The organism is Vibrio sp. E14 (assembly GCF_020515785.1).
Taxonomy (GTDB): Bacteria; Pseudomonadota; Gammaproteobacteria; order Enterobacterales; family Vibrionaceae; genus Vibrio; species Vibrio diabolicus.
In genome coordinates, this window is the sequence record NZ_JAHPJI010000007.1 from 17,161 (window position 1) to 38,459 (window position 21,299).

The window sequence follows — 21,299 nt, forward strand, 5'->3', positions numbered from 1 at the left end:
ATACCTTTAAACTTTATACGCAAAAATGCTTGAGGTTAAGTGCAATTTCTCTAGTGGGGATATTCGACAAAATCGTCATTTCTAAAAATATTGACGAGTTTTGACGACGAATAAATGAGAGTCACTTCACGAAAGATAAATAGGTAATTCGCTTACTAATGGTTCACAAAATAATTAGGCGTGATCCAAATCTTACAAAATCAGTCGTAACTCATGAATATGAGTGACCTAGATCGCAGCAAACTCGTCAAAACAAGTTATTCGATTTTAACGTGGCTTGTAACCTCATGAAAGTTAAGTTTTTATGGTTTTTGCTGAGTATCATTTTTTGAACTAGATCACTTCCTATTTCTATTTATTTTACGCTTAGAAATAACTGGTTGTATGTTGAATGCAACTGTTAGGCCCCTCGCATTTGAGGAGCCGCGATGTTTATCGTTGTCGTTTTGAACCACTGACTTTTTTGGGGAAGTAAGATGTTTAAACCTAGTCTGATTGCTGTTTCTGTTATCACCACATTAGCAAGTTGCTCTGCTCTGCAAAGCTCTGAGCAACAAGTTGTAAATTCACTGGCTAATAGCCTTGATATTCAATACCAAGTGTTGACTAACCACGGTGCAAACGAAGGTCTTGCTTGTCAGGATTTAGGGGCTGAGTGGGCTTCTTGTAACAAGGTGAACATGACGCTAGTTAACCAAGGTGAAGCGGTTAACTCTAAAGATTGGGCTATCTACTTCCACAGCATTCGTCTGATTTTGGATGTAGATAATGATCAGTTCAAAATTTCTCGTGTAACGGGTGACCTACACAAACTGGAACCAACAGATAAGTTTGATGGCTTTGCGGCGGGCGAAGAAGTGGTACTTCCACTAATTGGCGAATATTGGCAGTTATTTGAAACCGACTTTATGCCGGGCGCTTTCGTTGCAGCACCAAACGCAGAACCTAAGATGATCGCTTCTCTTAACACAGAAGACGTTGCGTCTTTCGTGACTGGCCTTGAGGGTAACAACCTAAAACGTACGCCAGATGACAACAACGTATTTGCAAACGCTGTGTCTCGCTTCGAGAAGAACGAAGACCTAGCAAAACAAGAAGTATCAACCACGTTACTACCAACGCCAATGTCTGTTGAAGCAGGCAAAGGTACAGTAGATATCGCGGCGGGTATTGCGCTGCCTAAAGACGCATTCGATGCGACTCAATACGCAGCAATTCAAGATCGTGCAGAAGTGGTAGGTGTGGATGTTCGTGGTGATCTTCCTGTAAGCATCACTGTTGTTCCTGCAGACTTCACCGGTCAACTGGCAAAATCTGGTGCTTACGAGATGAGCATCAAGGGCGATGGTATTGCGATTAAAGCGTTTGACCAAGCAGGTGCTTTCTACGCAGTACAATCTATCTTTGGCCTGGTAGATAGCCAAAATGCTGATTCTCTACCACAACTGTCTATCCAAGATGCACCGCGCTTTGATTACCGTGGTGTGATGGTGGATGTGGCTCGTAACTTCCACTCTAAAGACGCAATTCTTGCAACGCTAGACCAAATGGCAGCGTACAAGATGAACAAACTTCACCTTCACCTAACCGATGATGAAGGCTGGCGTTTGGAAATCCCAGGCCTACCTGAGTTGACAGAGGTTGGCGCTAATCGTTGTTTCGATACACAAGAGAAAAGCTGTGTACTGCCTCAGCTTGGTTCCGGTCCAACGACAGACAACTTTGGCTCTGGCTACTTCAGTAAAACAGACTACGTGGAAATCTTGAAATACGCGAAAGCGCGTAACATTGAAGTCATTCCCGAAATCGATATGCCAGCACACGCGCGTGCAGCGGTAGTATCAATGGAAGCACGTTACGACCGCCTGATGGAAGAAGGTAAGGAAGCTGAAGCGAACGAATACCGCCTGATGGATCCTCAAGATGCTTCTAATGTCACTACGGTTCAGTTCTACGATAAGCAAAGCTTTATCAACCCGTGTATGGAATCTTCCACTCGCTTTGTAGATAAAGTGATTTCAGAAGTGGCAGCAATGCACGCTGAAGCTGGGGCACCGCTAACGACATGGCACTTTGGTGGCGATGAAGCGAAGAACATCAAGCTTGGCGCTGGTTTCCAAGACGTTAACGCAGAAGACAAAGTTAGCTGGAAGGGCACGATTGATCTGTCGAAACAAGACAAGCCATTCGCGCAATCTCCACAGTGTCAGGCGTTAATCGCAGACGGTACAGTGAGCGATTTTGCTCACCTACCGAGTCATTTTGCACAAGAAGTATCAAAATTAGTTGCTGAGAAAGGCATTCCAAACTTCCAAGCATGGCAAGATGGTTTGAAATACAGCGAAGGTGAGAAAGCATTCGCAACAGAAAATACGCGTGTTAACTTCTGGGACGTTCTTTACTGGGGTGGTACATCATCAGTGTACGAGTGGTCTGAGAAAGGTTACGACGTGATCGTTTCTAACCCAGACTACGTGTACATGGACATGCCATACGAAGTTGACCCGAAAGAGCGTGGTTACTACTGGGCAACACGTGCAACCGATACGCGTAAGATGTTTGGCTTTGCACCAGAGAACATGCCTCAGAACGCAGAAACCTCTGTAGACCGCGATGGCAACGGCTTTACTGGTAAAGGTGAAATCGAAGCGAAACCTTTCTACGGTCTATCAGCACAGCTTTGGTCTGAGACAGTACGTAACGATGAGCAATACGAGTACATGGTATTCCCTCGCGTACTCGCAGCCGCTGAGCGTGCATGGCACCGCGCAGTTTGGGAGAACGACTACAAAGTCGGTGTTGAGTACTCGCAAAACTCTAACCTAGTTGATAAAGCATCGCTAAACCAAGACTACAACCGCTTTGCGAACGTTCTTGGCCAACGTGAACTGGCTAAGCTAGAAAAATCTGGTATCGACTATCGCCTTCCAATTCCTGGTGCGAAAGTAGAAAACGGCAAGCTAGCTATGAACGTTCAGTTCCCTGGCGTTGAACTGCAATACTCGTTAGACGGTCAAAACTGGCTGACTTACGCAGACAATGCTCGTCCAAGTGTGAAAGGAGAAGTGTTTATCCGCTCTGTATCGGCGACAGGGGAAAGAGCAAGCCGAGTAACTAGCGTGAAATAACCTTAATCTTCTCAGCTAAATTTAAGCAAACCCTCAATGTTATGTTGAGGGTTTCTTTATTTTTATGGGAAATTAAGTGTGACCAATGTCTAATTATTTTTCATTGATAAATAAGTTTTAGCTTGTAATGGTCAGGATTATTGTGAACTGGATCCACTTAATTTGCTAAATATCAATAAATTACCTGTTTATGATCACACTTCTATTTTTTGAATCATTGTAGAAAAATACGGTAAGTGCCTGTATTTACCATACTTTTATCAGGGTTGTTGAGCGTCGGTTTGAACAAGATCACTTTTTAAAATGTTTTATTTTTCATCGCGAATTAATTGGGACAATATTGCGATCGCCAAGGAGGCACATTCCAAAGTTTGCGATAAAAGGGAAGAGAAGCCCTTTAAAACCGTCGCATAACGTGAATAAATAAAGGCAGTAATTATGAAAAACATTTTTGCACTGAGTGCTCTTTCTCTCGCTTTCGCTTCTAGCGCTTTTGCTGGTTCTTCTTACGTAACAGGTAACGTTCAATTCCACGATGATGGTCGAATCCATGGTTCGGACGTTACGTCTACACTGGAAGCTGGTCATACTTTTGATAACCAATTCGGCGGCTTTACGGTTTACACCGAGTTTGATGGTATTCAGTTGGGTAAACTGGAAACAGAAAACGGTGGCGCAGGTAACACAACACCAGCAATCACTGTGGGTGGTGAGCAGTCATTTAACATTACCGATCATTTATGGGTTGCAGCGGGTTACCAACACTTGTTCTCTGCTGGCGAAAACGTACAGTACCGTCCATTGGTTAAGATCGGTTACAACTTCGATAACGGTATCTCGCTAAGTAACCGTACTCGTGCGCATATTGATGCGACAGACGCAGATGCGGATACAGATTACCGCATGGATAACCGTATTGGTTACGTGATGAATGAAGATGTGACGCTAAGCTACAACAACGTCTACATGATTGAAGCGGAAACGATGGACCACGAACTTCGCGCAACGTGGACACGTAAAGGTGTTCAGCCTTACTTTGAGTTCCGTAGCCAAGCACACGGAGCAGAAAACGCAAGTGGTGATAGCCTAGTTAACAATGCGTTTGTATTTGGTGCCTCTTACGGCTTCTAATCTTATATTTGTCTATTAAGAAAAAGCCCAGCAATTGATTTGCTGGGCTTTCTTGTTATTTGTCGTTGCCTTCGTGGTGGCTATATTCGAACACTTGGCCTTTTTCGTTAAACGCGTAAACAGTGTAGCTGTCTTTTTTATCGCCATACTCCATACCAGGGGAACCCATTGGCATGCCCGGTACCGAGAGCCCTTTTGCGTTACGTGGTGGATTTTCTAAGAATGCTTTAATGTCTTCGGCTGGAATGTGACCTTCGAACACATAGCCGTTGATTTCTGCTGTGTGGCAAGAGTAAAGCTGTTCGTTCTTGATGCCTAGATCGCGTTTTATGGCGTTCATGTCATCGTGCAATTTCTCTTCGACCGTAAATCCGTTCTCTTCCATGTGTTTTGTCCATTCACCACAGCAGCCGCAGTATGGCGATTTGTGGTTAATGACATCAGCTGCCAATACGTTGGCGGATGCGGTCGCAAGCATTGCAAAGGTCAATAATTTCAACTTCATAATAGCCTCAAATATAAGTGGTTATTTTACTGAAAAAAGTCGTAGTCGATTTGCATTACTAACGACAGTAATAGATGACAGCGCCATTGCCGCACCTGCGACAACTGGGCTGAGCAAAAATCCAAATGCAGGATAAAGTACGCCTGCGGCAACAGGGATCCCCAGTGAGTTATAAACGAAGGCTCCAAATAGGTTTTGCTTCATGTTTTTAAGTGTAGCGCGCGACAGTTCAATCGCATGTACCACCGCCATTGGTGACGTGTTCAGGATGGTCATTTGCGAACTTTCAATGGCGACATCACTGCCGCTACCCATTGCAATACCAAGGTTGGCTAACGCGAGAGCAGGGGCGTCGTTAATGCCATCTCCCACCATTGCCACGACATGGCCTTGGGATTGAAGTTGCTCAATGTGCTGAGCTTTCTCATCTGGCATTACTTGAGCGATTACTTCATCAATACCAAGTTCTTGACCGATAGCGTTGGCTACGTGTTGGTTGTCACCCGTCAGCATTACCGTTTTGATGCCTTGCGATTTTAATGCAGAGAGCGCTTGTTTTGCATCCGATTTGATTGGGTCAGCAATGGCGATCAGGCCGACTAACTCACCATTGAGCGCAACGGCAACCGGAGTCCATGCGTTCTGAGCACATTCGTCAATTTCATCCTGAAGAGCCTCTGTTGCAACGTTTTTCGCTTGCATAAATTGAAGCGAGCCAATAAGCAGCGGTTTACCTTGATACGTTGCCAAAATGCCGCGCCCACGAACGTTTTCAAATTTATCGAGAGTCACTTCTTGCGTGTCGTGCTGATTAGCAAAGTCGCATACCGCTTTTGCTAGTGGGTGCTCTGACTGACGCTCGGCGGCGTACGCTAACCCCAACAGCTGTTCTTGGCTGGTGGTGTGAGTAAACACTTGCTGCACACTCGGTTTACCTTGGGTAAGCGTGCCTGTTTTATCGAACACAACCGTATCTATTTTACTCGCTAGCTGCAGGGCATCAGCATCTTTGATCAAAATGCCGAGTTCTGCGGCTTTACCCACTCCCACAGTGACAGAAAGTGGGGTTGCTAAGCCTAGAGCACAAGGGCAGGCGATGATAAGTACGGTTGTGGTGACCACCAGCATATAGCTCGCTTTTGGCTCTGGGCCAACGGCAAACCAAACAAGCGCGGCCAGTATTGCTATGCCTACAACGACAGGGACAAACACCGATGAAATCTGGTCTGCCAATTTCGCGATGGCAGGCTTACTGCTCTGAGCGCTGCGCACCATACGAATAATACGTGCGAGCATAGTATTAGCGCCGATTCCGGTAGCCTCTATAGTGAGAGAGCCGTCGGTATTCAATGTCCCTGCGGATACATGTGCCTCTTGTGCTTTTAATACAGGAACGGGCTCACCTGTTAGCATGGACTCATCGATATACGATTCACCATTGATTACCGTACCGTCGACGGGCACTTTCTCTCCCGGCTTGATACGTAACTTCATTCCTAGAGTGATTTCTTCTACCGCGATTTGTTTATCACCTTTCTCAGTGATGACGGTCGCTTGTTGAGGCTGTAAGTTCACCAAAGCCTGAAGCGAGCGAGTTGTGTTTGCTTTCGCTTTGGCTTCTATATAATGACCAAGTGAAATCAAACCAATGATCATCGCGCTGGCTTCGAAGTAAACATGACGAGATGCCATTGGGAACCAGTCTGGGAAAATCACCACAAGCATAGAATAGAACCACGCTGCGCCAGTACCGAGCGCAACTAAGGTATCCATCGTGGCGCGCTTGTGAGTGGCCGCTAACCAAGCGTTACTAAAGAACTGTTTTCCGGCAGTGGCAAGCAGCAGCAAACACACAATACCGATCGCGCCCCAAACCAATTGGTCATTGGTGTTGCGAATCATCATGTTGCCACCAGCAACACCCCAAATCATCAAAGGGGCACCCACAACAAGGCCGGCAATTGCATCCAACTTAAAGCGTTTCTGCTGTTGACGTTGTTGCTGCGCTTGCTTTTCTTGCTGTGTCGCGGCGTCTTGTAAAACCTCGCCTTGGTAACCCGCTTGTTTGACAGATTGCAAAATAGATTGATGTAACGAATCTGAGTCTTCTGTCACAAACACCAGTGCGCTTTGTTCTGCGAGGTTTACCTGAGCTTTTTCAACCCCTTGTACATTAGTAAGGGCTTTTTCTACTGATGCGACACAGCTTGCACAGGTCATACCTTGAATCAACATCTGTAGTTGAGCCGTGCCTGCTGGTTGCTCGTCAGGCCTTGCTTGGTCGCCTTTTTCGCTTTGATATGTCTGGCTTTGGTGTTGATCGGGAGTGATTGCCTTGTGCTCTTCAGCAACTGAGTTATCAGTAACAGCGCTATTGTTGGCCGTATAGCCCAAGCTGGCAACTAGCTCAATGACTTGTTGCTCGGAGAGTAGGGTACGAATCTCTAAGTGCGTTGTTGAAGCCTCGAAAGAAATAACGTCTTGATGAGAGTCTAATAAAGAAGAGAGTTTTTTCACGCAGCCGCCACAGCTTAAGCCTGAAAGGTTTAACTCGTACTGATTTCCTGCTTGGTAACCAAGAGATTCAATTGATGAGACAAGCTCTTTGAGAGAGGACTCGGTTTTGACCTCGACTTGCGTTGGGGACAAAGTGAGGATCTCTACATCGTGATTCGCATGTAAAGCCTTCTCAACTTTTCTCGCACAGCCCATGCAGTTGAGCCCTGATAAAGGTATAACAAACTGATACATAATCTGCACCTCAATAATAGTGATACATTGAGCTTAAACCTTCCTGCAAGGGTAAGGTCAATACCCATTTTGGGCTCACAACAATTTCGTCAAAATCGCTTGAATCACACAAGTTCACCGCCATTTTACTTGCGAGTGATCTCAAGGTTTTTTCTCTCTGAATATAAAGTTCCGTTAAAACACCTAAAAGATGAATGAAGTCGCTCACGCTTTTGAGATGCTCTCAATGTCAGTTCAGTGTCAAAAAGTGCTTTTAACGTTTTTTATTTTTTATATTTAAACTTAAGTTTTTGATTTTTAATTGATTATATTATTTTTGATCTTCTCATTTTGAAGTCGCTCAGATTGCTGTAGGGAAAGTTTTTTAGTGCGAAAAAAGTTTGTCATATTTGCCCCGTCCAAACATTGTTTCAAGTTCCTGCCATGTCCTAGTTAGCGAATTTGAAAATGGAAAAAACTAAAAAATATAGGGGTTAAAAATGTCTTACCTAAAGAAAAGCCTACTTGCTACGGCAATCACAGGCATGATGTTCAGTGGTGCTGCATTTGCTGATGGTGCAAACAGTGACGCAGCAAAAGAGTTCCTAACCAAAGATTCATTCTCTTATGAAGTTTACGGGATCATCGCGATGCAGGCCGCGTACCGCGATTACGATTCTGGCAACAAAGCAACGGACGATGATCTAGGTGGCATGCAGCTAAACAACGAATCTCGCATCGGTTTCCGTGGTAAAAAACAATTTGCTAACTTCGGTCCTACTTTTATTTGGCAAATCGAAGGTGGTTACGTTGACCCTAGCTTTGGCGGCGAGGGTGCAGGTCTTGGTGAACGTGACACATTCGTCGGTTTTGAAAGTGCATCTTGGGGTCAAGTTCGTTTAGGTCGTGTATTAACACCGATGTACGAATTGGTTGACTGGCCTGCATCTAACCCAGGTCTCGGTGACGTTTACGACTGGGGTGGTGCAATTGGTGGTGCTAAGTATCAAGACCGTCAATCAAACACCATTCGTTGGGACTCGCCAATGTATGCGGACAAATTCTCTCTAGATATTGCGGCTGGTGCAGGTGACAAAGCGGGTCTGGGTGAAGGTGATGATTACTGGGGTGGTATCGCAGCGCACTACAAAATTGGTCCAATTCAGTTAGATGCCGCATACGAGGGTAACCGTAACATTAAGATGGAAGGCCAAACGTGGGAAAACAACACATACTTGGTGGGTGCTCAAGGCTGGTTTGATAACGGTATTTCTTTCTTCGCGCAATACAAATACATGGAAGCTGACGCAAGCAACGGCGTGAGTGAGAAGCAAGACGCAATGTCTGCCGCTATCATGTACACCACAGGTGATTGGCAATACAAACTGGCTTACGCAGCGAACTTTGATCTAGAGCGTGATGGTAAGACAATTAACGATACAGCAGACGATGTACTATCTGCACAAGTTATGTACTTCGTAGACCCATCGGCAGTGCTTTACGTACGTGCTCGTACTCTAGACTTTGGCGACGGTGCATATCAACTGGATAAACCAACAGAAGCGCGTTGGAAATCTGCGGACTACGATGAGTTCTCTGTGGGTGTTGAATACTACTTCTAATAAAGAAGCAGCTAAAAGGGCGGAAACGCCCTTTTTGTCTTGATACTGATTCAAATAAGCCTTTGGAATGACTGGCCTGTAAGTTTCAGAGGCTTATCTAAATTGGTATAAAGTGAGAAACCACGATGAAAAAAACAACGACACTTCTCGGACTTTGCGCAATGCTTTCTGCGCCTGCTTTTGCTGCTCAACTGACTCTGCAAGCTGAACTGGTTCCTCGCGTTCTCAACGGTGAGTTCGTGTACCCTGAGTGGATTTCCAAAAATAACAGCATCGAGCTGAAGGACGGGGAAAATCAGTTGGCGGTGACGGTTGGACAAATTGTCTTTGAAGATGGCAAGCGCCGTAAGTTCGATTCGCAGCCACTGGTATTAGAGTTTGAAGCAGAAAAAGACGCCGAACTATCGCTGACTTACAAAGCGTTCCGTACCATCGAAGAAGCGAAAGCTTTCGAACTCGATCCCAAAGTGGTATTGAAAGACAAACACGGAAAAGAAGTGGCATTCTCTATGGTTCAACTTCGTAAAGGTGGTTTGCAAGGTTTTCGTGATTACGAGCGAGAAGTGGCTGACTATAACAATGCAATGAACAAAGAATCGACCAAGGCAAGCATTGCGTCTTCTCCGGCGGAAACCAAAACAATCAAAGCATCGTTTAATGAGTTAAGCCGTGAAGAGCAGCAAGAATTTATGCAATGGGCGATGCGTAACCTGAAGTAATTTCGTTCTGCACTTTAACAGTAAATAGGAGGGCAGTACCTTTATTGGTGCTGCCCTGTTTGTATTTCTGGTGTCAAACCGATTGTAGAATTGACTTACGGTGGTAAAATGTCGCCACTTTTATCCTTGACATTACAACGAGAGATCTCTCGTTGCTCATTACCCCTAAGGAACTCAAATGACGGTTAAAACTCGTTTTGCTCCTAGCCCAACTGGCTATCTACACGTTGGTGGTGCGCGTACTGCACTTTACTCTTGGCTATACGCTAAAAACCAAGGTGGTGAATTCGTTCTACGTATCGAAGATACAGACCTTGAGCGTAACTCTCAGGAAGCGGTTGATGCAATTCTTGAAGGCATGGAATGGCTAGGCTTGGAGTGGGATGAAGGTCCTTACTACCAAACTCAACGTTTTGATCGTTACAACGAAATGGTTGATAAGCTGCTGGCAGAAGGCAAAGCTTACAAATGTTACGCGTCTAAAGAGCTGCTAGATGAAATCCGTGCAGAGCAAGAAGCAAACAAAGAAATGCCTCGTTACGATGCGAACCATCCAAAAATCAAAGCGGCAAACGAAGCGGCAAAAGACGGCGACCCATGTGTTATCCGTTTCCGTAACCCAAAAGAGGGCAGCGTAGTATTCGAAGACCAAATTCGTGGTCGTATCGAAATCCGCAACGATCAAATGGATGACCTAATCATTCGTCGTACTGACGGTTCACCTACTTACAACTTCTGTGTAGTAGTGGATGACTGGGACATGGGTATCACTCACGTTGTTCGTGGTGAAGACCACATCAACAATACGCCTCGTCAAATCAACATCTACGAGGCACTAGGTGCACCAGTACCAACGTTTGCGCACTGTGCAATGATCTTAGGTGATGACGGTGCGAAACTGTCGAAACGTCACGGCGCTGTATCGGTCATGCAATACCGCGATATGGGTTACTTGCCTGCAGCACTAAACAACTACCTAGTGCGTCTAGGTTGGTCTCATGGCGACCAAGAAATCTTCTCTCAAGAAGAGATGATCAACCTATTCAGCCTAAACGCAGTATCTAAGTCAGCGTCTGCCTTCAACACGGACAAACTGCAATGGTTGAACAACCATTACATCAAAAATTCAGATCCTGCGTACGTTGCAGAGCACCTACAATGGCACCTAGATCAACAAAAACTAGACGTAACGAATGGTCCTGCTATCACTGACGTGATCAAGCTAGTGGGTGAGCGTTGCAACACGCTGGTTGAGCTAGCTGAGCAAATCCGTTACTTCTACGAAGATTTCTCTGAGTTTGAAGCGGGCGCAGCGAAGAAACACTTACGCGGTGTGGCTAAAGAGCCTCTAGAGCTTGCTCTAGCGAAAGCTGAAGCACTGACCGAGTGGACAACAGCAAACATCAAAGATGGCGTTATCGCAGCAGTCTGTGAAGAGCTAGAAATCGGCATGGGCAAAATCGGTATGCCATTACGTGTTGCTGTAACAGGCGGCGGTCAGTCTCCTTCTGTCGATGCAGTAATGGAACTGGTTGGCAAAGAGCGTTGTGTTGCTCGTATTAAGATGGCGCTTGAGTTCATTGCTGAGCGTGAAGCAAACGCATAATTGCTTTGAACTAAACGTTCTTTTGAATAAATAGTCATAAAGCCGCGGTAAACACCCGCGGCTTTTTTGTATCTGAACCTTAGATAATCAGAAACCTTCTCATATGTCGGTGAAGGATGTGGGATTTAGGACCGTAATTCACCTAGGTATGGATAAGATTTTTTAATCCAAATATCTTTATCATGAATAAAAAGCGAACGGTTATATATCAAATATATGTCTGATTTTTATCCATGATCCTTAAAGTTCCCTTTTTGTTGTCTCATTTTTAAGAAAAAACTTTGCTTAAGTTGTAGTATTCCAGAAAATAAAGCAAACGTTTGCGTCGTGATTGTGTGGGGATTTTTTTGCTTAAGATCACATGTTGTTGAGATTTTTGATGACAATAAATTGACAGAATTGGGATTTTTCTCGCGATTTCTTAGCGTTATAGTTCACCCCGTCAGTGATACCGAGATGGCGATATGTATCACTGAACAGGAAATGTACGTAAGTAGCTTCCATAAAAAAAATGCATGTGCATAAAAAGAAGCTGACTAAGTATCTCACTCAAGGAATGAATAAAAAGAATTGAAATACAACGTCAGTCAGACGGCGCATTTCGGCATCTAACAAAAGAACTTCTTTAGAGGAATCAATAATGAAAAAATTAGCAGCGGTAATTTCAGCGTCTCTACTTATGGCTTCAGCAGCACAAGCAGAAGTATACGTTGGTGGTAAGATGGGTAAGTCATGGATGGAAGACGCGTGTGTAGCGGGCCAGGCTTGTGACAAAGACGACTCTACTCTTGGCGCTTTTGTTGGTTACGAAATGAATAAATACTTCGCAGTAGAAGCAGGTTTCGACAACATCGGTGATTTTAACCAAACTTCTTTCGGTGGCCATGTAGAAGCAATCACTCTTGCACCTAAATTCAGCCTACCAATCACTGAAGACATCGCACTTTACGGTAAAGTGGGTGGCGCTTACGTAATGTTTGATGGCAAAGATGATTACTCTTACCTAGGCGCAGCTGGCCTTGAGTTCAACCTAAGCCAAAACGTAACTGCTCGTGCGGAATACCAAACTCTGACTGATATCAGCAACGATGTAACTCGTGCGACAGGTAACACAGCAACACTGGGTGTTTCTTTCAAATTCGGTGGCAACGATGAGCCAGTAATCGTAGAAGAGCCAGTTGTTGTTGAAGAAGTGGTTGTAGAAGAAGTCGTAGAAGAGCCAGTAGTTGTAACGAAAACATTCGAAACTCAAACAATCGGTACTGGTAGCTTCGATCTAAACAGCACAACTCTAAAACCAGAGAGCGCTGCAAAACTTGATAACCTAGTTGCTTTCCTAAACGAGCACCCACAAGCGAACGTTGAAGTTGTAGGTTACACAGATACTTCTGGCCCAGCAGCTTACAACCTAAAAGTTTCTGAGAAACGCGCTGAATCTGTAGCTAACGCACTTGTTGAAAAAGGCATTGATTCATCACGTATTCAAGCGCGTGGCGAAGGTGAAAACAACCCAATCGCTTCAAACGACACTCGTGAAGGTCGTCAGCAAAACCGTCGCGTAGAAATCGTTGTTCCAGAATTTGAATACCAAGTTCAGCAATAAGCTCCTATCCGACCGCAGTATAGAAGACTGAAGCTGAAAGCCCCAAAGAGTTCGCTCTTTGGGGCTTTTTCATTTCTATTTGAAACGGACTGAAAAGTTAAAAATGGTAAACATCACTTGAGGTCAATGCTGTTTAAGCGCCCCATGAATGTTAGGATTTCCAAGTTGTCTTTATGTGCTTCTAACAACGCTTTTTTGGTTTGCATGTAGGCGGCAAGCTTGCCGTATTTACTAATAGAGCGAACCACCGTTTTGTATTTGTAGTCACCGTCATCATTGAACTCTCGCCACTTAGCGATGTAACACGTATCTCGGTTATCTGGGTTTTCAAGAGTGGGGTTAGGCTTGTGAACAATTTTTGGCTCAACGCTGTGTGGGAGTCTGGTCATGAGGTAAGGATCCTTCAAAAGACGTCGCCAAAATTTGCCCCACATTTGCCGGCCTAATTCGTTTCTCAGCTTAATGGCTTTTTGTAAGCCTTTCTTTTCTCCAATACGAACAAACCCAACCGAGCGGTGCAGTACCGTGTCCTCGGGGGTATGGATATGAATCTTAAAGGCAGTCTTGCCTTTAGAAATAAAGCGGTGTCCAGTGTTAGTTATTAAATTGCTCTTAGACATAGTGCTAACTAATAATTTTATTAATAGCTAAAAGGGTAAGCAAAACTCATAGATAATTAAAGTAATAAAATACAAAACTGTAAATAGGGCTTGTTGAAATGATTTCAAGGGGAAGAGATCGGATCAGTAAAAGGTTTTATCTCGTCGAGTAAAGGAGCGAGGCAATCATATTGATTACTGAGGAAATTGTTTCACACGTTACTTGGAAACGCTCTGTGAAGCTCGAAATAGTGGATACAAAAAAGCCTTAGCTCAAGTGGGAGCTAAGGCTATGATATGGCGCCCCCAGTAGGATTCGAACCTACGACCTGTCCCTTAGGAGGGGACTGCGCTATCCAGCTGTGCCATGGGGGCGTAATACCAATAGTTGCAGTTCATTGAACCGTTTTACTGAATGCAAACCTAGCAACTTTGTTTAGGTCTTTATCAGTATCACTTTGAACGACTTACTACGGTCATTGGTATAATCAAATAAGATGCGCTGCCTATGATATTCAAAAGTGAGCATATCTCAAGACTTAATGTTTGCTTTTATAGGATCTTGTTCATTACGTCGCCAATTTGAACACTAGAGGCTAAATTTGGCTGATCAATCGTCAGCTCGGCTTCGTGTTCGTATATACGTGATACCGTCAATGTAATTTCACTTTGCGATACTTTATTTCTTGGTAGTCCGTTTTGGTCGATAAATGATGCGGTGTGCCAAAGCTGCAATTTGTCTCCCTCTTTTACGCCATGCATACGGCCGAGATCTATCGTTACGGTATTGCCGAAGACAGCAACGACCTCTGGCAGCGTAATTTTGCAAGACAGCTCTGACTCTAGATCCAGCATTATATTGCGACTAACGCGTAGCATCATCTCGCCATAGGTCGACGCCCAAAAGCGCGCACTGCGAGTATCCACTTGGCTCGTTTTGGCAAATGGCCAACGCGCCACTTCACGGTAGGCTTTGTTGAAGACTTCATGGCCAGTTTTACCATCAAATACTTTCATCTCTAACGCAAACTGACGATTGATGATGTCATCTTGCAGTAGTTGAGATTCGACCGTCGCAGTGAGATCGGTAATGACTCCCCCAATGATGTATTGTGCGCCGTTATCTTGCGCGATCATTTGAGTACGAGCGGGATAGTTACTGCTAATTGAATAGTCCGTTGTACCCACAGATACAAAGCTGCGAGAGGTTTGATCTAGCTGGCGATTCACCACGCGGCTAAAATCGTCACCCACTTGGTAAATCTGTCCCATTACTGCTTGTTGTGGTGAGGCAACCTCAATATTGCCGACAAGGATCGTCTTTTTGTATTGATCGGTGTGGCAACCCGTTGCCGATGGATAAATATCGACGCGAATTTTTACCTCGACTTTACCTCGACGTTTACGCTCAGACTCGACCAAAATGTAACGGACTTCATGGTTGGTAAACTGGTACTCGTTACGGCTTTCCTCTAATAGCGGCATCAAATTGCTAATACTGCCAATATCTGCGCCCGAAAAATTGACGGCTTTGAACAGCGCGTCTTCCAACGCATGGAGCCTTGCCGTTTCTTCTGAAGAAACGATAGTGGCAACGCCTGTTACTTCATACCAAGATGCCATTACTTTAAAAGGCACAAGCATCACTAAAGTGATTGAAAACAGACTGTTTAATATTTTTTTCATTGATTACAACCGTTCGGGTATAAATATTGCTTTAACAATTTCAGTGAAGTTTGGTGGATTTTTCTTCGTTAGGCAAACAAAGAAAAGCAAAGACTGTTCCAATATTCACTTTCTTAGAAAGGAATTAATCAAGAACGGTATCACCTAAGATTATCTGGAGAATCAAACCATGAAAAAGTGGCTTGTCGCCGCATCGATGATGACGCTTCTGACATCGTGCGCGTACTCACCGATTTACAATGGTAAAGAACCGTACTCGGGAAGCCAGTTCATGCTGATGGATAGTCCACGTCATACGATGGACTTTTTCATTGAAAGCATGACCGAAGACCTGATGGTTTCTAATGTGGCGGTATCTGCGCGGACACCGATTGCAATTACCTCGTTTGTTGACCTACAAAATATGGATGCAACAAACTGGTTAGGTAACTCGGTTTCGGAAGGTTTTATCCATCAGTTCCAGCGCCGAGGGTTTAAAGTGGTTGATTTCAAAACTACGGGCTCTATCCAAGTGACGCAGCAGGGCGATTTTGCTTTAAGCCGTGATTGGCAAGATCTGGCGCAAGAGCAACAAATTCAGTATGTACTGACTGGCACGATGCTGCGCCAAGAGGGCGGGGTGCTGGTCAATGCACGTGTGGTCGGTATGCAGAGCCGTGTGGTTGTAGCAACGGCGCAGGGTTTCCTTCCGGCTGACCGTATTGGTCGTGACTTAGATACGTTAAACAGTATCCGTACGCAAGATGGCGTGTTGATTCGCTCAGACCCAACCATTCGTCAGCCGTACACTGTGATTCTGCGTCCATAGGATAGAAGCATGAAGAAGTTATTATTTATTATTACCACACTGGTATTGGTGGGGTGTCAGCCACTACAACAGATGCGTCAAGATGAAATCTTAGTGGCAGTGGGTTATGCGAGTGTCAGTGAGCAAACAGGTCGTACTGTTGAAGAGAAGCGTGTACGAGCGATGCGCGCATCAAAAATTGATGCATACCGTGAGCTGGCAGAACAAGTGTATGGTATGCGTGTTAGTGGACGTGCAGAACTGCAAGACCAGCGTTTAGGTATTGAAAGTACCACTGGTGCGGTCGATGGTGTGATTCGCGGTGCAGAAGTTGTGCGTAGTTATCTTGTTGAAGACAGTTACGTGACAGAGCTGCGTCTGGATATTCGTAAAATGGATAAGTTGCGTGATTACGGAGAAGTTCAACAGGTGCCTGAGAAGCGTCAACAAACCTTGTTCTAATGCACTAAGCGCATTACTTCAGAAGACCAGATAATCTTTCCCGCGGCTGATTGGCAACAATGAGTCGCTTTTTTATATCTACATTCTAGAGATGGTGTGGGGTAGGAGTGACGTTTAGGCTTTTATATTGGTGCCAAGTGTCGAAATAGTGTGGGTTTTGCCACCAGCATTGTAGGTCATGCCCACTTTGCCATGAGTTCGCTGAAGCATGTTATTGAGTTTATTGAAACTCAGCTGTGCGCGACTAAGCGATTCACCATTTACTTTGTTGACTTGTTGACAGTCGAGGACGATCGATTGGATTTGAGCAACAACCTGACTTAGGTGCTCATCTTCAGTAAGTTGATTGACGTGCGGGTGAGAGGCGATTCGCTGATCAGTTGTTCTAAGCTGATCAATCAGTGTCATCTTCTGTTTGGCAATACTCTCAATCTCGGTAGAGACACGCGCAGTTATCGCTTGTGTTTCTTGACGCAAAACAGCAGAAAGTGCCTTAGCATTTTCTAGTTGGAAATTGACGAGATCGACTAATGCTGCCATAAAATACTTACCTTCGGCCTAAGTCAGTTAGCTTTTGCCTTGCAATTCGTTTTCAAACTTAATCATGTTGTCAGCCAATTTTTCAGGATCGACTTTGTATGAACCGTTTGTGATTGCTTCTTTGATTGCCGCGACTTTGGCGCTGTCATAGGCCGGAGAAGCTGCCATATCTTTTTGGAGTTTGCTAACGGCTTTGCTTTGCTGGCTGAGTGATACAGCGTCTTGTTGTGCGGGTGCTTTTTTCGATTCAGTCGTGCTGGTAGCATTGGAATCGTTACGCGCAGGTGCACGACTTGTCGTCGTCATCATTTGCCCTGAACGTATATTATCTATACCTGCCATGTTTAACCTTTGCCTTGTATCGTAATACTGGTATCCAGACTATCGACCAGTGCAAAAATAACTTTAGTCATTTTTTGCATTTTTATTGATCAGTTTAAACACGCTACCAGTGGGTATTAAAAATTAACAGTGATTTCCGCAATGCCAGTCACTATGCCTTCTATTATACGCTGTGACTTATCATTTTTCACTCTTACTTGATCGCCAGCCGCACCATCTTGCAATGCTGTGCCTTGCGTGGTGATCGTCATGCCAGAATTCACCGCTTTAATTGTGACCTTTTCATTCCGGCAAACGACACAGACATCATTACGTTCAACAACATCACCTAGGCGAACGTTGCGTTTTAGCTTTGCGCCAACCACTTGATCGTAGCTAGAAAAGCCATCTTTGCGAAAGCGCTGCAGCTCGATCATGGAAGTGGTGACATCCGACGCGCTGACGATTTCTCCTCTCCCTAGTGTTCGTGTTGCGACGATCATTGGCACCGATACAGAGATCCTTACAGGCACATAGACTTTCCAGTCATCCGGTGGGCATTCCACTAGAACATTGATGTTGCTTCGAGTACTGCTGGTGGAAGAAGCTGACGTATCCAGGGGCACTGGGCAATCCGTTGCTTTTATTCTCGAGTCGATATCTGCCGCATTAACAGATAGCTCGCCACCATCAGGCTGATCAACTGTAGCAAGAATATGTTGTTCTGCTGCCGTTTTTATTTGCTCGATCTGATTATCTGAAGCTGAATGAACAAAAAAGCTAAACATACTGAGCAAAATGCCGATAGACTTAGCGTACTTTGTAATTAGCGCTCTACATATTGTCATAGTCAATGGTGTCGAAGTGAAAGTGAAATACGCCATACTGTCTCCCTGGTATCGTGCTTGCCAGTGGTAGAGTATCATTTAAAAACAAAAAGTTTGAGATGGAGATGAGCATATGACGGGGATTCTTGACTCGGTGAATCAGCGTACGCAACTCGTCGGTCAGAACCGATTGGAATTATTGACCTTTCGACTGATGGGCCGACAGCGCTACGGCATTAACGTATTCAAAGTGAAAGAAGTACTGCAGTGCCCTAAGCTGACTTCAATGCCAAATCTACACCCGCTGGTAAAAGGTATCGCTCATATCCGCGGCCATACCGTGTCCGTTATTGATTTGAGCCTGGCAATTGGTGGCCGCCCAACCACTGATCTGGATAAATGTTTTGTTGTTATCGCAGAATTTAACCGTACGATCCAAGCATTTTTGGTATCATCGGTTGAGCGTATTATCAATATGCATTGGGAAGCGATTTTGCCACCGCCAGACGGTGCGGGTAAAGCGCACTACTTGACCGCAGTGACAAACATCGACAACGAGCTGGTTGAAATCCTTGACGTTGAAAAAATCCTGGCGGAGATTGCGCCGGTTGATGAAACGATGGATTCCGCTATCGGTGAAGAAATCGCGCAAGCAGAACAAGAAAAGCCTATTGTACGCCGTATATTGATTGCTGATGACTCGACTGTCGCGCGTAAACAGGTAGAGCGTGCGATTACATCAATCGGTTTCGAGGTCGTATCTGTCAAAGATGGCAAAGAAGCGTACAATAAGTTGATTGAAATGGCTCAAGAAGGCAATATCTACGATCAAATTTCGTTGGTTATTTCCGATATTGAAATGCCAGAAATGGACGGCTATACCTTAACGGCTGAAATTCGCAGACATGCCGATTTGAAAGACCTTTATGTTATCCTCCATTCTTCATTAAGTGGTGTATTCAACCAGGCTATGGTTGAGCGTGTAGGTGCCAATACCTTCATTGCGAAATTTAACCCAGATGAATTGGGTAACGCGGTTAAATCTGCATTAACACAATAAAAGAGACATTAATGACTGCTATTACAATCAGTGATCAAGAGTATCGTGACTTTAGCCGTTTTCTAGAATCGCAATGTGGCATCGTGTTAGGTGATAGCAAGCAATACCTTGTGCGTAGCCGACTGAGTCCTTTAGTGACGAAGTTTAAGCTCGCATCGTTATCAGATTTGCTACGTGATGTTGTTACAGGGCGCAATCGTGAATTACGAGTGGCCGCTGTGGACGCGATGACGACTAACGAAACCTTGTGGTTTCGAGATACTTATCCGTTCACAGTTTTAGCTGACAAATTATTGCCAGAAGTAGCGGCAAGCAAGCGCCCAATCAAGATCTGGTCTGCAGCCAGTTCATCGGGCCAAGAGCCGTATTCTATTGCAATGACGATTCTGGAAACGCAACAGCGCAAGCCGGGTTTGTTACCAAACGTGTCTATTACAGCAACAGACATTTCAGCAAGTATGCTCGAAATGTGTCGTGCAGGTGTGTATGACAATTTGGCTCTAGGGCGCGGACTTTCACCAGAACGTCGCCGCACCTTCTTTGAGGATGCGGACGGTGGCCGTATGAAAGTCAAAGACAACGTCAAACGTTTGGTGAACTTTCGTCCACAAAACTTGATGGACAGTTATGCACTGATGGGTAAGTTCGACATTATTTTTTGTCGCAACGTGCTGATTTACTTCTCACCGGAAATGAAATCAAAAGTGCTTAACCAAATGGCGAGCAGCTTAAACCCAGGTGGTTATCTGCTGTTAGGGGCATCAGAGTCGCTAACTGGTCTGACTGATAAATTTGAAATGGTGCGCTGTAATCCGGGTATCATTTACAAGCTTAAATAGCGGTATCTCTTCATTGATAAAAAGCCTGACCTCGTGTCAGGCTTTTTTTGTTTGCTGGTTTCCTGCCTTCGAGTGTTTCCACGTTTTCACTTGCTAAATTGAAGCGCGATTTTGCTTTGTTCCGTCATCACGGTGTATCTTTATTAAGTGAACAAAGTGAAACGACATGACATTCCAGTCACTTTGGCTCACTTATTGCTATTCCAATGGGTGATAGCTATTAAGTAGATAGAGCGCTTTATGTTTTTGGCATGCTAATTGCTTTTTGGTTATCAATCACGGTCAGTTCTTAATTGTAGAGGCAAACATGGCTATATCTTTTGACAATGCACTAGGCATCCACCAGCACACGGTGGGCGTACGTGATCGCAATGCTGAGGTGATTTCCACCAACATTGCACAAGCCAACACGCCTGGTTACAAAGCAAGAGGTTTAGACTTTGCGAAGGAATTGCAAGCGGCAACATCTGGGGCAAGCATTGGTCTTAGTCGTACGGATGGTCGGCATATTCCTGCCACTACAACGTTGGTCGGGGACAAGCTATATCGTCTTCCTACGCAACCTGATACAGGTGATGGCAACACGGTAGATTTGGATTTAGAGCGTAACTTGTTTATGCAAAACCAAATCAGACACCAAGCATCACTCGACTTTCTAGGCAGCAAATTCAAGAACTTAACCAAAGCAATCAAAGGGGAATAATTTAGATGAGCTTATTTAACGTTTTCAATGTGACAGGTTCCGCAATGAGCGCTGAATCCGTTCGTCTGAACACTACCTCAAGCAACTTGGCGAATGCCGACAGTGTCAGCAGCTCTGCGAAAGACACCTACAAAGCGCGTCATGCTGTATTTGGTGCTGAGTTAAGTAACGCCAAGCGTGGCGGTGATACTGTGCCAGTGAAAGTTCTGGGAATTGTAGAAAGTGATAAGCCGCTTAGTGCGGAGTACAACCCTGATCATCCCCTTGCAAACGACGAAGGCTACATCTACAAGCCAAACGTCAATGTAATGGAAGAAATGGCCAACATGATTTCGGCTTCTCGCGCATACCAAACGAATGTGCAAGTAGCGGATTCTAGTAAACAAATGCTGCTGCGTACGCTGCAGATGGGTCAATAAGGATAAGGAGGT

At 44.8% G+C, this 21,299-nt stretch carries 19 protein-coding genes and 1 tRNA gene; 12 read left to right on the top strand and 8 right to left on the bottom strand.

Annotation, left to right across the window (positions count from 1 at the left end; all coding sequences use genetic code 11):
* Window positions 1-476 precede the first annotated feature (476 nt).
* Together LIX84_RS17775 and LIX84_RS17780 are read left to right on the top strand one after the other, a co-directional pair.
* A complete protein-coding gene (locus LIX84_RS17775) occupies window positions 477-3,128 on the top strand; it encodes a beta-N-acetylhexosaminidase (protein ID WP_226421884.1) in 2,652 nt (883 codons plus the stop codon).
* A 438-nt stretch (window positions 3,129-3,566) separates the two neighbouring features.
* The gene (locus LIX84_RS17780) at window positions 3,567-4,259 is read left to right on the top strand and encodes an oligogalacturonate-specific porin KdgM family protein (protein ID WP_005382004.1); all 693 of its coding nucleotides are present in this window, start codon (window positions 3,567-3,569) and stop codon (window positions 4,257-4,259) included.
* A gap of 55 nt (window positions 4,260-4,314) precedes the next feature.
* On the opposite strand, the gene LIX84_RS17785 is transcribed toward LIX84_RS17780, so the two are convergent.
* Complete coding sequence (locus tag LIX84_RS17785) at window positions 4,315-4,764, bottom strand: DUF411 domain-containing protein (RefSeq protein WP_012842060.1); 450 nt, start codon at window positions 4,762-4,764, stop codon at window positions 4,315-4,317.
* A 21-nt stretch (window positions 4,765-4,785) separates the two neighbouring features.
* On the bottom strand, window positions 4,786-7,515 hold the full coding sequence (locus tag LIX84_RS17790; RefSeq protein WP_226421885.1) for a heavy metal translocating P-type ATPase: 2,730 nt from the start codon (window positions 7,513-7,515) through the stop codon (window positions 4,786-4,788).
* A gap of 479 nt (window positions 7,516-7,994) precedes the next feature.
* Between LIX84_RS17790 and chiP the strand changes: the two genes are divergently transcribed.
* The 4 genes from chiP to LIX84_RS17810 all read left to right on the top strand — a co-directional run bounded on the left by chiP (window position 7,995) and on the right by LIX84_RS17810 (window position 13,044).
* Window positions 7,995-9,116 carry a chitoporin gene (gene chiP, locus LIX84_RS17795; RefSeq protein ID WP_006743034.1) on the top strand — a complete coding sequence of 374 codons (1,122 nt, stop codon included), beginning with the start codon at window positions 7,995-7,997 and terminating at the stop codon, window positions 9,114-9,116.
* Window positions 9,117-9,241: 125 nt separating this feature from the next.
* Entirely contained in the window at window positions 9,242-9,835 is a 594-nt protein-coding gene (locus tag LIX84_RS17800) for a YccT family protein (protein WP_012842058.1), read from the top strand.
* A 178-nt stretch (window positions 9,836-10,013) separates the two neighbouring features.
* Window positions 10,014-11,441: a glutamate--tRNA ligase gene (gene gltX / locus LIX84_RS17805; protein ID WP_053807682.1), complete on the top strand. Its 1,428-nt coding sequence runs from the start codon at window positions 10,014-10,016 to the stop codon at window positions 11,439-11,441.
* A 640-nt stretch (window positions 11,442-12,081) separates the two neighbouring features.
* A complete protein-coding gene (locus tag LIX84_RS17810) occupies window positions 12,082-13,044 on the top strand; it encodes an OmpA family protein (RefSeq protein WP_006743033.1) in 963 nt (320 codons plus the stop codon).
* 113 nt (window positions 13,045-13,157) lie between these two features.
* Here the strand turns inward: LIX84_RS17810 and LIX84_RS17815 are convergent, their stop codons facing one another.
* The 3 genes from LIX84_RS17815 to LIX84_RS17825 all read right to left on the bottom strand — a co-directional run bounded on the left by LIX84_RS17815 (window position 13,158) and on the right by LIX84_RS17825 (window position 15,329).
* The gene (locus LIX84_RS17815; RefSeq protein ID WP_031780328.1) at window positions 13,158-13,664 is read right to left on the bottom strand and encodes a hypothetical protein; all 507 of its coding nucleotides are present in this window, start codon (window positions 13,662-13,664) and stop codon (window positions 13,158-13,160) included.
* 277 nt (window positions 13,665-13,941) lie between these two features.
* Window positions 13,942-14,018 (bottom strand) — tRNA-Arg (locus tag LIX84_RS17820).
* Between the two features lie 177 nt (window positions 14,019-14,195).
* Entirely contained in the window at window positions 14,196-15,329 is a 1,134-nt protein-coding gene (locus LIX84_RS17825) for a flagellar assembly protein FlgT (RefSeq protein ID WP_124008603.1), read from the bottom strand.
* A 169-nt stretch (window positions 15,330-15,498) separates the two neighbouring features.
* Here LIX84_RS17825 and LIX84_RS17830 point away from each other — a divergent pair, with 169 nt between their 5' ends.
* Together LIX84_RS17830 and flgP are read left to right on the top strand one after the other, a co-directional pair.
* Window positions 15,499-16,137 (top strand): FlgO family outer membrane protein, encoded by a 639-nt coding sequence (locus LIX84_RS17830; protein ID WP_005382013.1) that lies wholly within the window; start codon window positions 15,499-15,501, stop codon window positions 16,135-16,137.
* Window positions 16,138-16,146: 9 nt separating this feature from the next.
* Complete coding sequence (gene flgP / locus LIX84_RS17835; protein ID WP_053807681.1) at window positions 16,147-16,578, top strand: flagellar assembly lipoprotein FlgP; 432 nt, start codon at window positions 16,147-16,149, stop codon at window positions 16,576-16,578.
* Window positions 16,579-16,692: 114 nt separating this feature from the next.
* On the opposite strand, the gene LIX84_RS17840 is transcribed toward flgP, so the two are convergent.
* The 3 genes from LIX84_RS17840 to flgA form a co-directional block, all read right to left on the bottom strand.
* Entirely contained in the window at window positions 16,693-17,118 is a 426-nt protein-coding gene (locus LIX84_RS17840) for a flagella synthesis protein FlgN (protein ID WP_046874280.1), read from the bottom strand.
* A gap of 27 nt (window positions 17,119-17,145) precedes the next feature.
* A complete protein-coding gene (gene flgM / locus LIX84_RS17845; RefSeq protein ID WP_005382018.1) occupies window positions 17,146-17,460 on the bottom strand; it encodes a flagellar biosynthesis anti-sigma factor FlgM in 315 nt (104 codons plus the stop codon).
* Window positions 17,461-17,576: 116 nt separating this feature from the next.
* Window positions 17,577-18,323: a flagellar basal body P-ring formation chaperone FlgA gene (flgA, locus tag LIX84_RS17850; protein WP_046874279.1), complete on the bottom strand. Its 747-nt coding sequence runs from the start codon at window positions 18,321-18,323 to the stop codon at window positions 17,577-17,579.
* A gap of 76 nt (window positions 18,324-18,399) precedes the next feature.
* Between flgA and LIX84_RS17855 the strand changes: the two genes are divergently transcribed.
* The 4 genes from LIX84_RS17855 (at window position 18,400) to flgC (ending at window position 21,287) form a co-directional block, all read left to right on the top strand.
* Window positions 18,400-19,326: a chemotaxis protein CheV gene (locus LIX84_RS17855; RefSeq protein ID WP_005382022.1), complete on the top strand. Its 927-nt coding sequence runs from the start codon at window positions 18,400-18,402 to the stop codon at window positions 19,324-19,326.
* An 11-nt stretch (window positions 19,327-19,337) separates the two neighbouring features.
* Window positions 19,338-20,165 carry a protein-glutamate O-methyltransferase gene (locus LIX84_RS17860; protein WP_005393137.1) on the top strand — a complete coding sequence of 276 codons (828 nt, stop codon included), beginning with the start codon at window positions 19,338-19,340 and terminating at the stop codon, window positions 20,163-20,165.
* A 307-nt stretch (window positions 20,166-20,472) separates the two neighbouring features.
* Window positions 20,473-20,868, top strand: a complete 396-nt coding sequence (gene flgB, locus LIX84_RS17865) for a flagellar basal body rod protein FlgB (RefSeq protein ID WP_226421886.1) — start codon at window positions 20,473-20,475, stop codon at window positions 20,866-20,868.
* A 5-nt stretch (window positions 20,869-20,873) separates the two neighbouring features.
* The gene (gene flgC / locus LIX84_RS17870) at window positions 20,874-21,287 is read left to right on the top strand and encodes a flagellar basal body rod protein FlgC (RefSeq protein ID WP_226421887.1); all 414 of its coding nucleotides are present in this window, start codon (window positions 20,874-20,876) and stop codon (window positions 21,285-21,287) included.
* Window positions 21,288-21,299 lie beyond the last annotated feature (12 nt).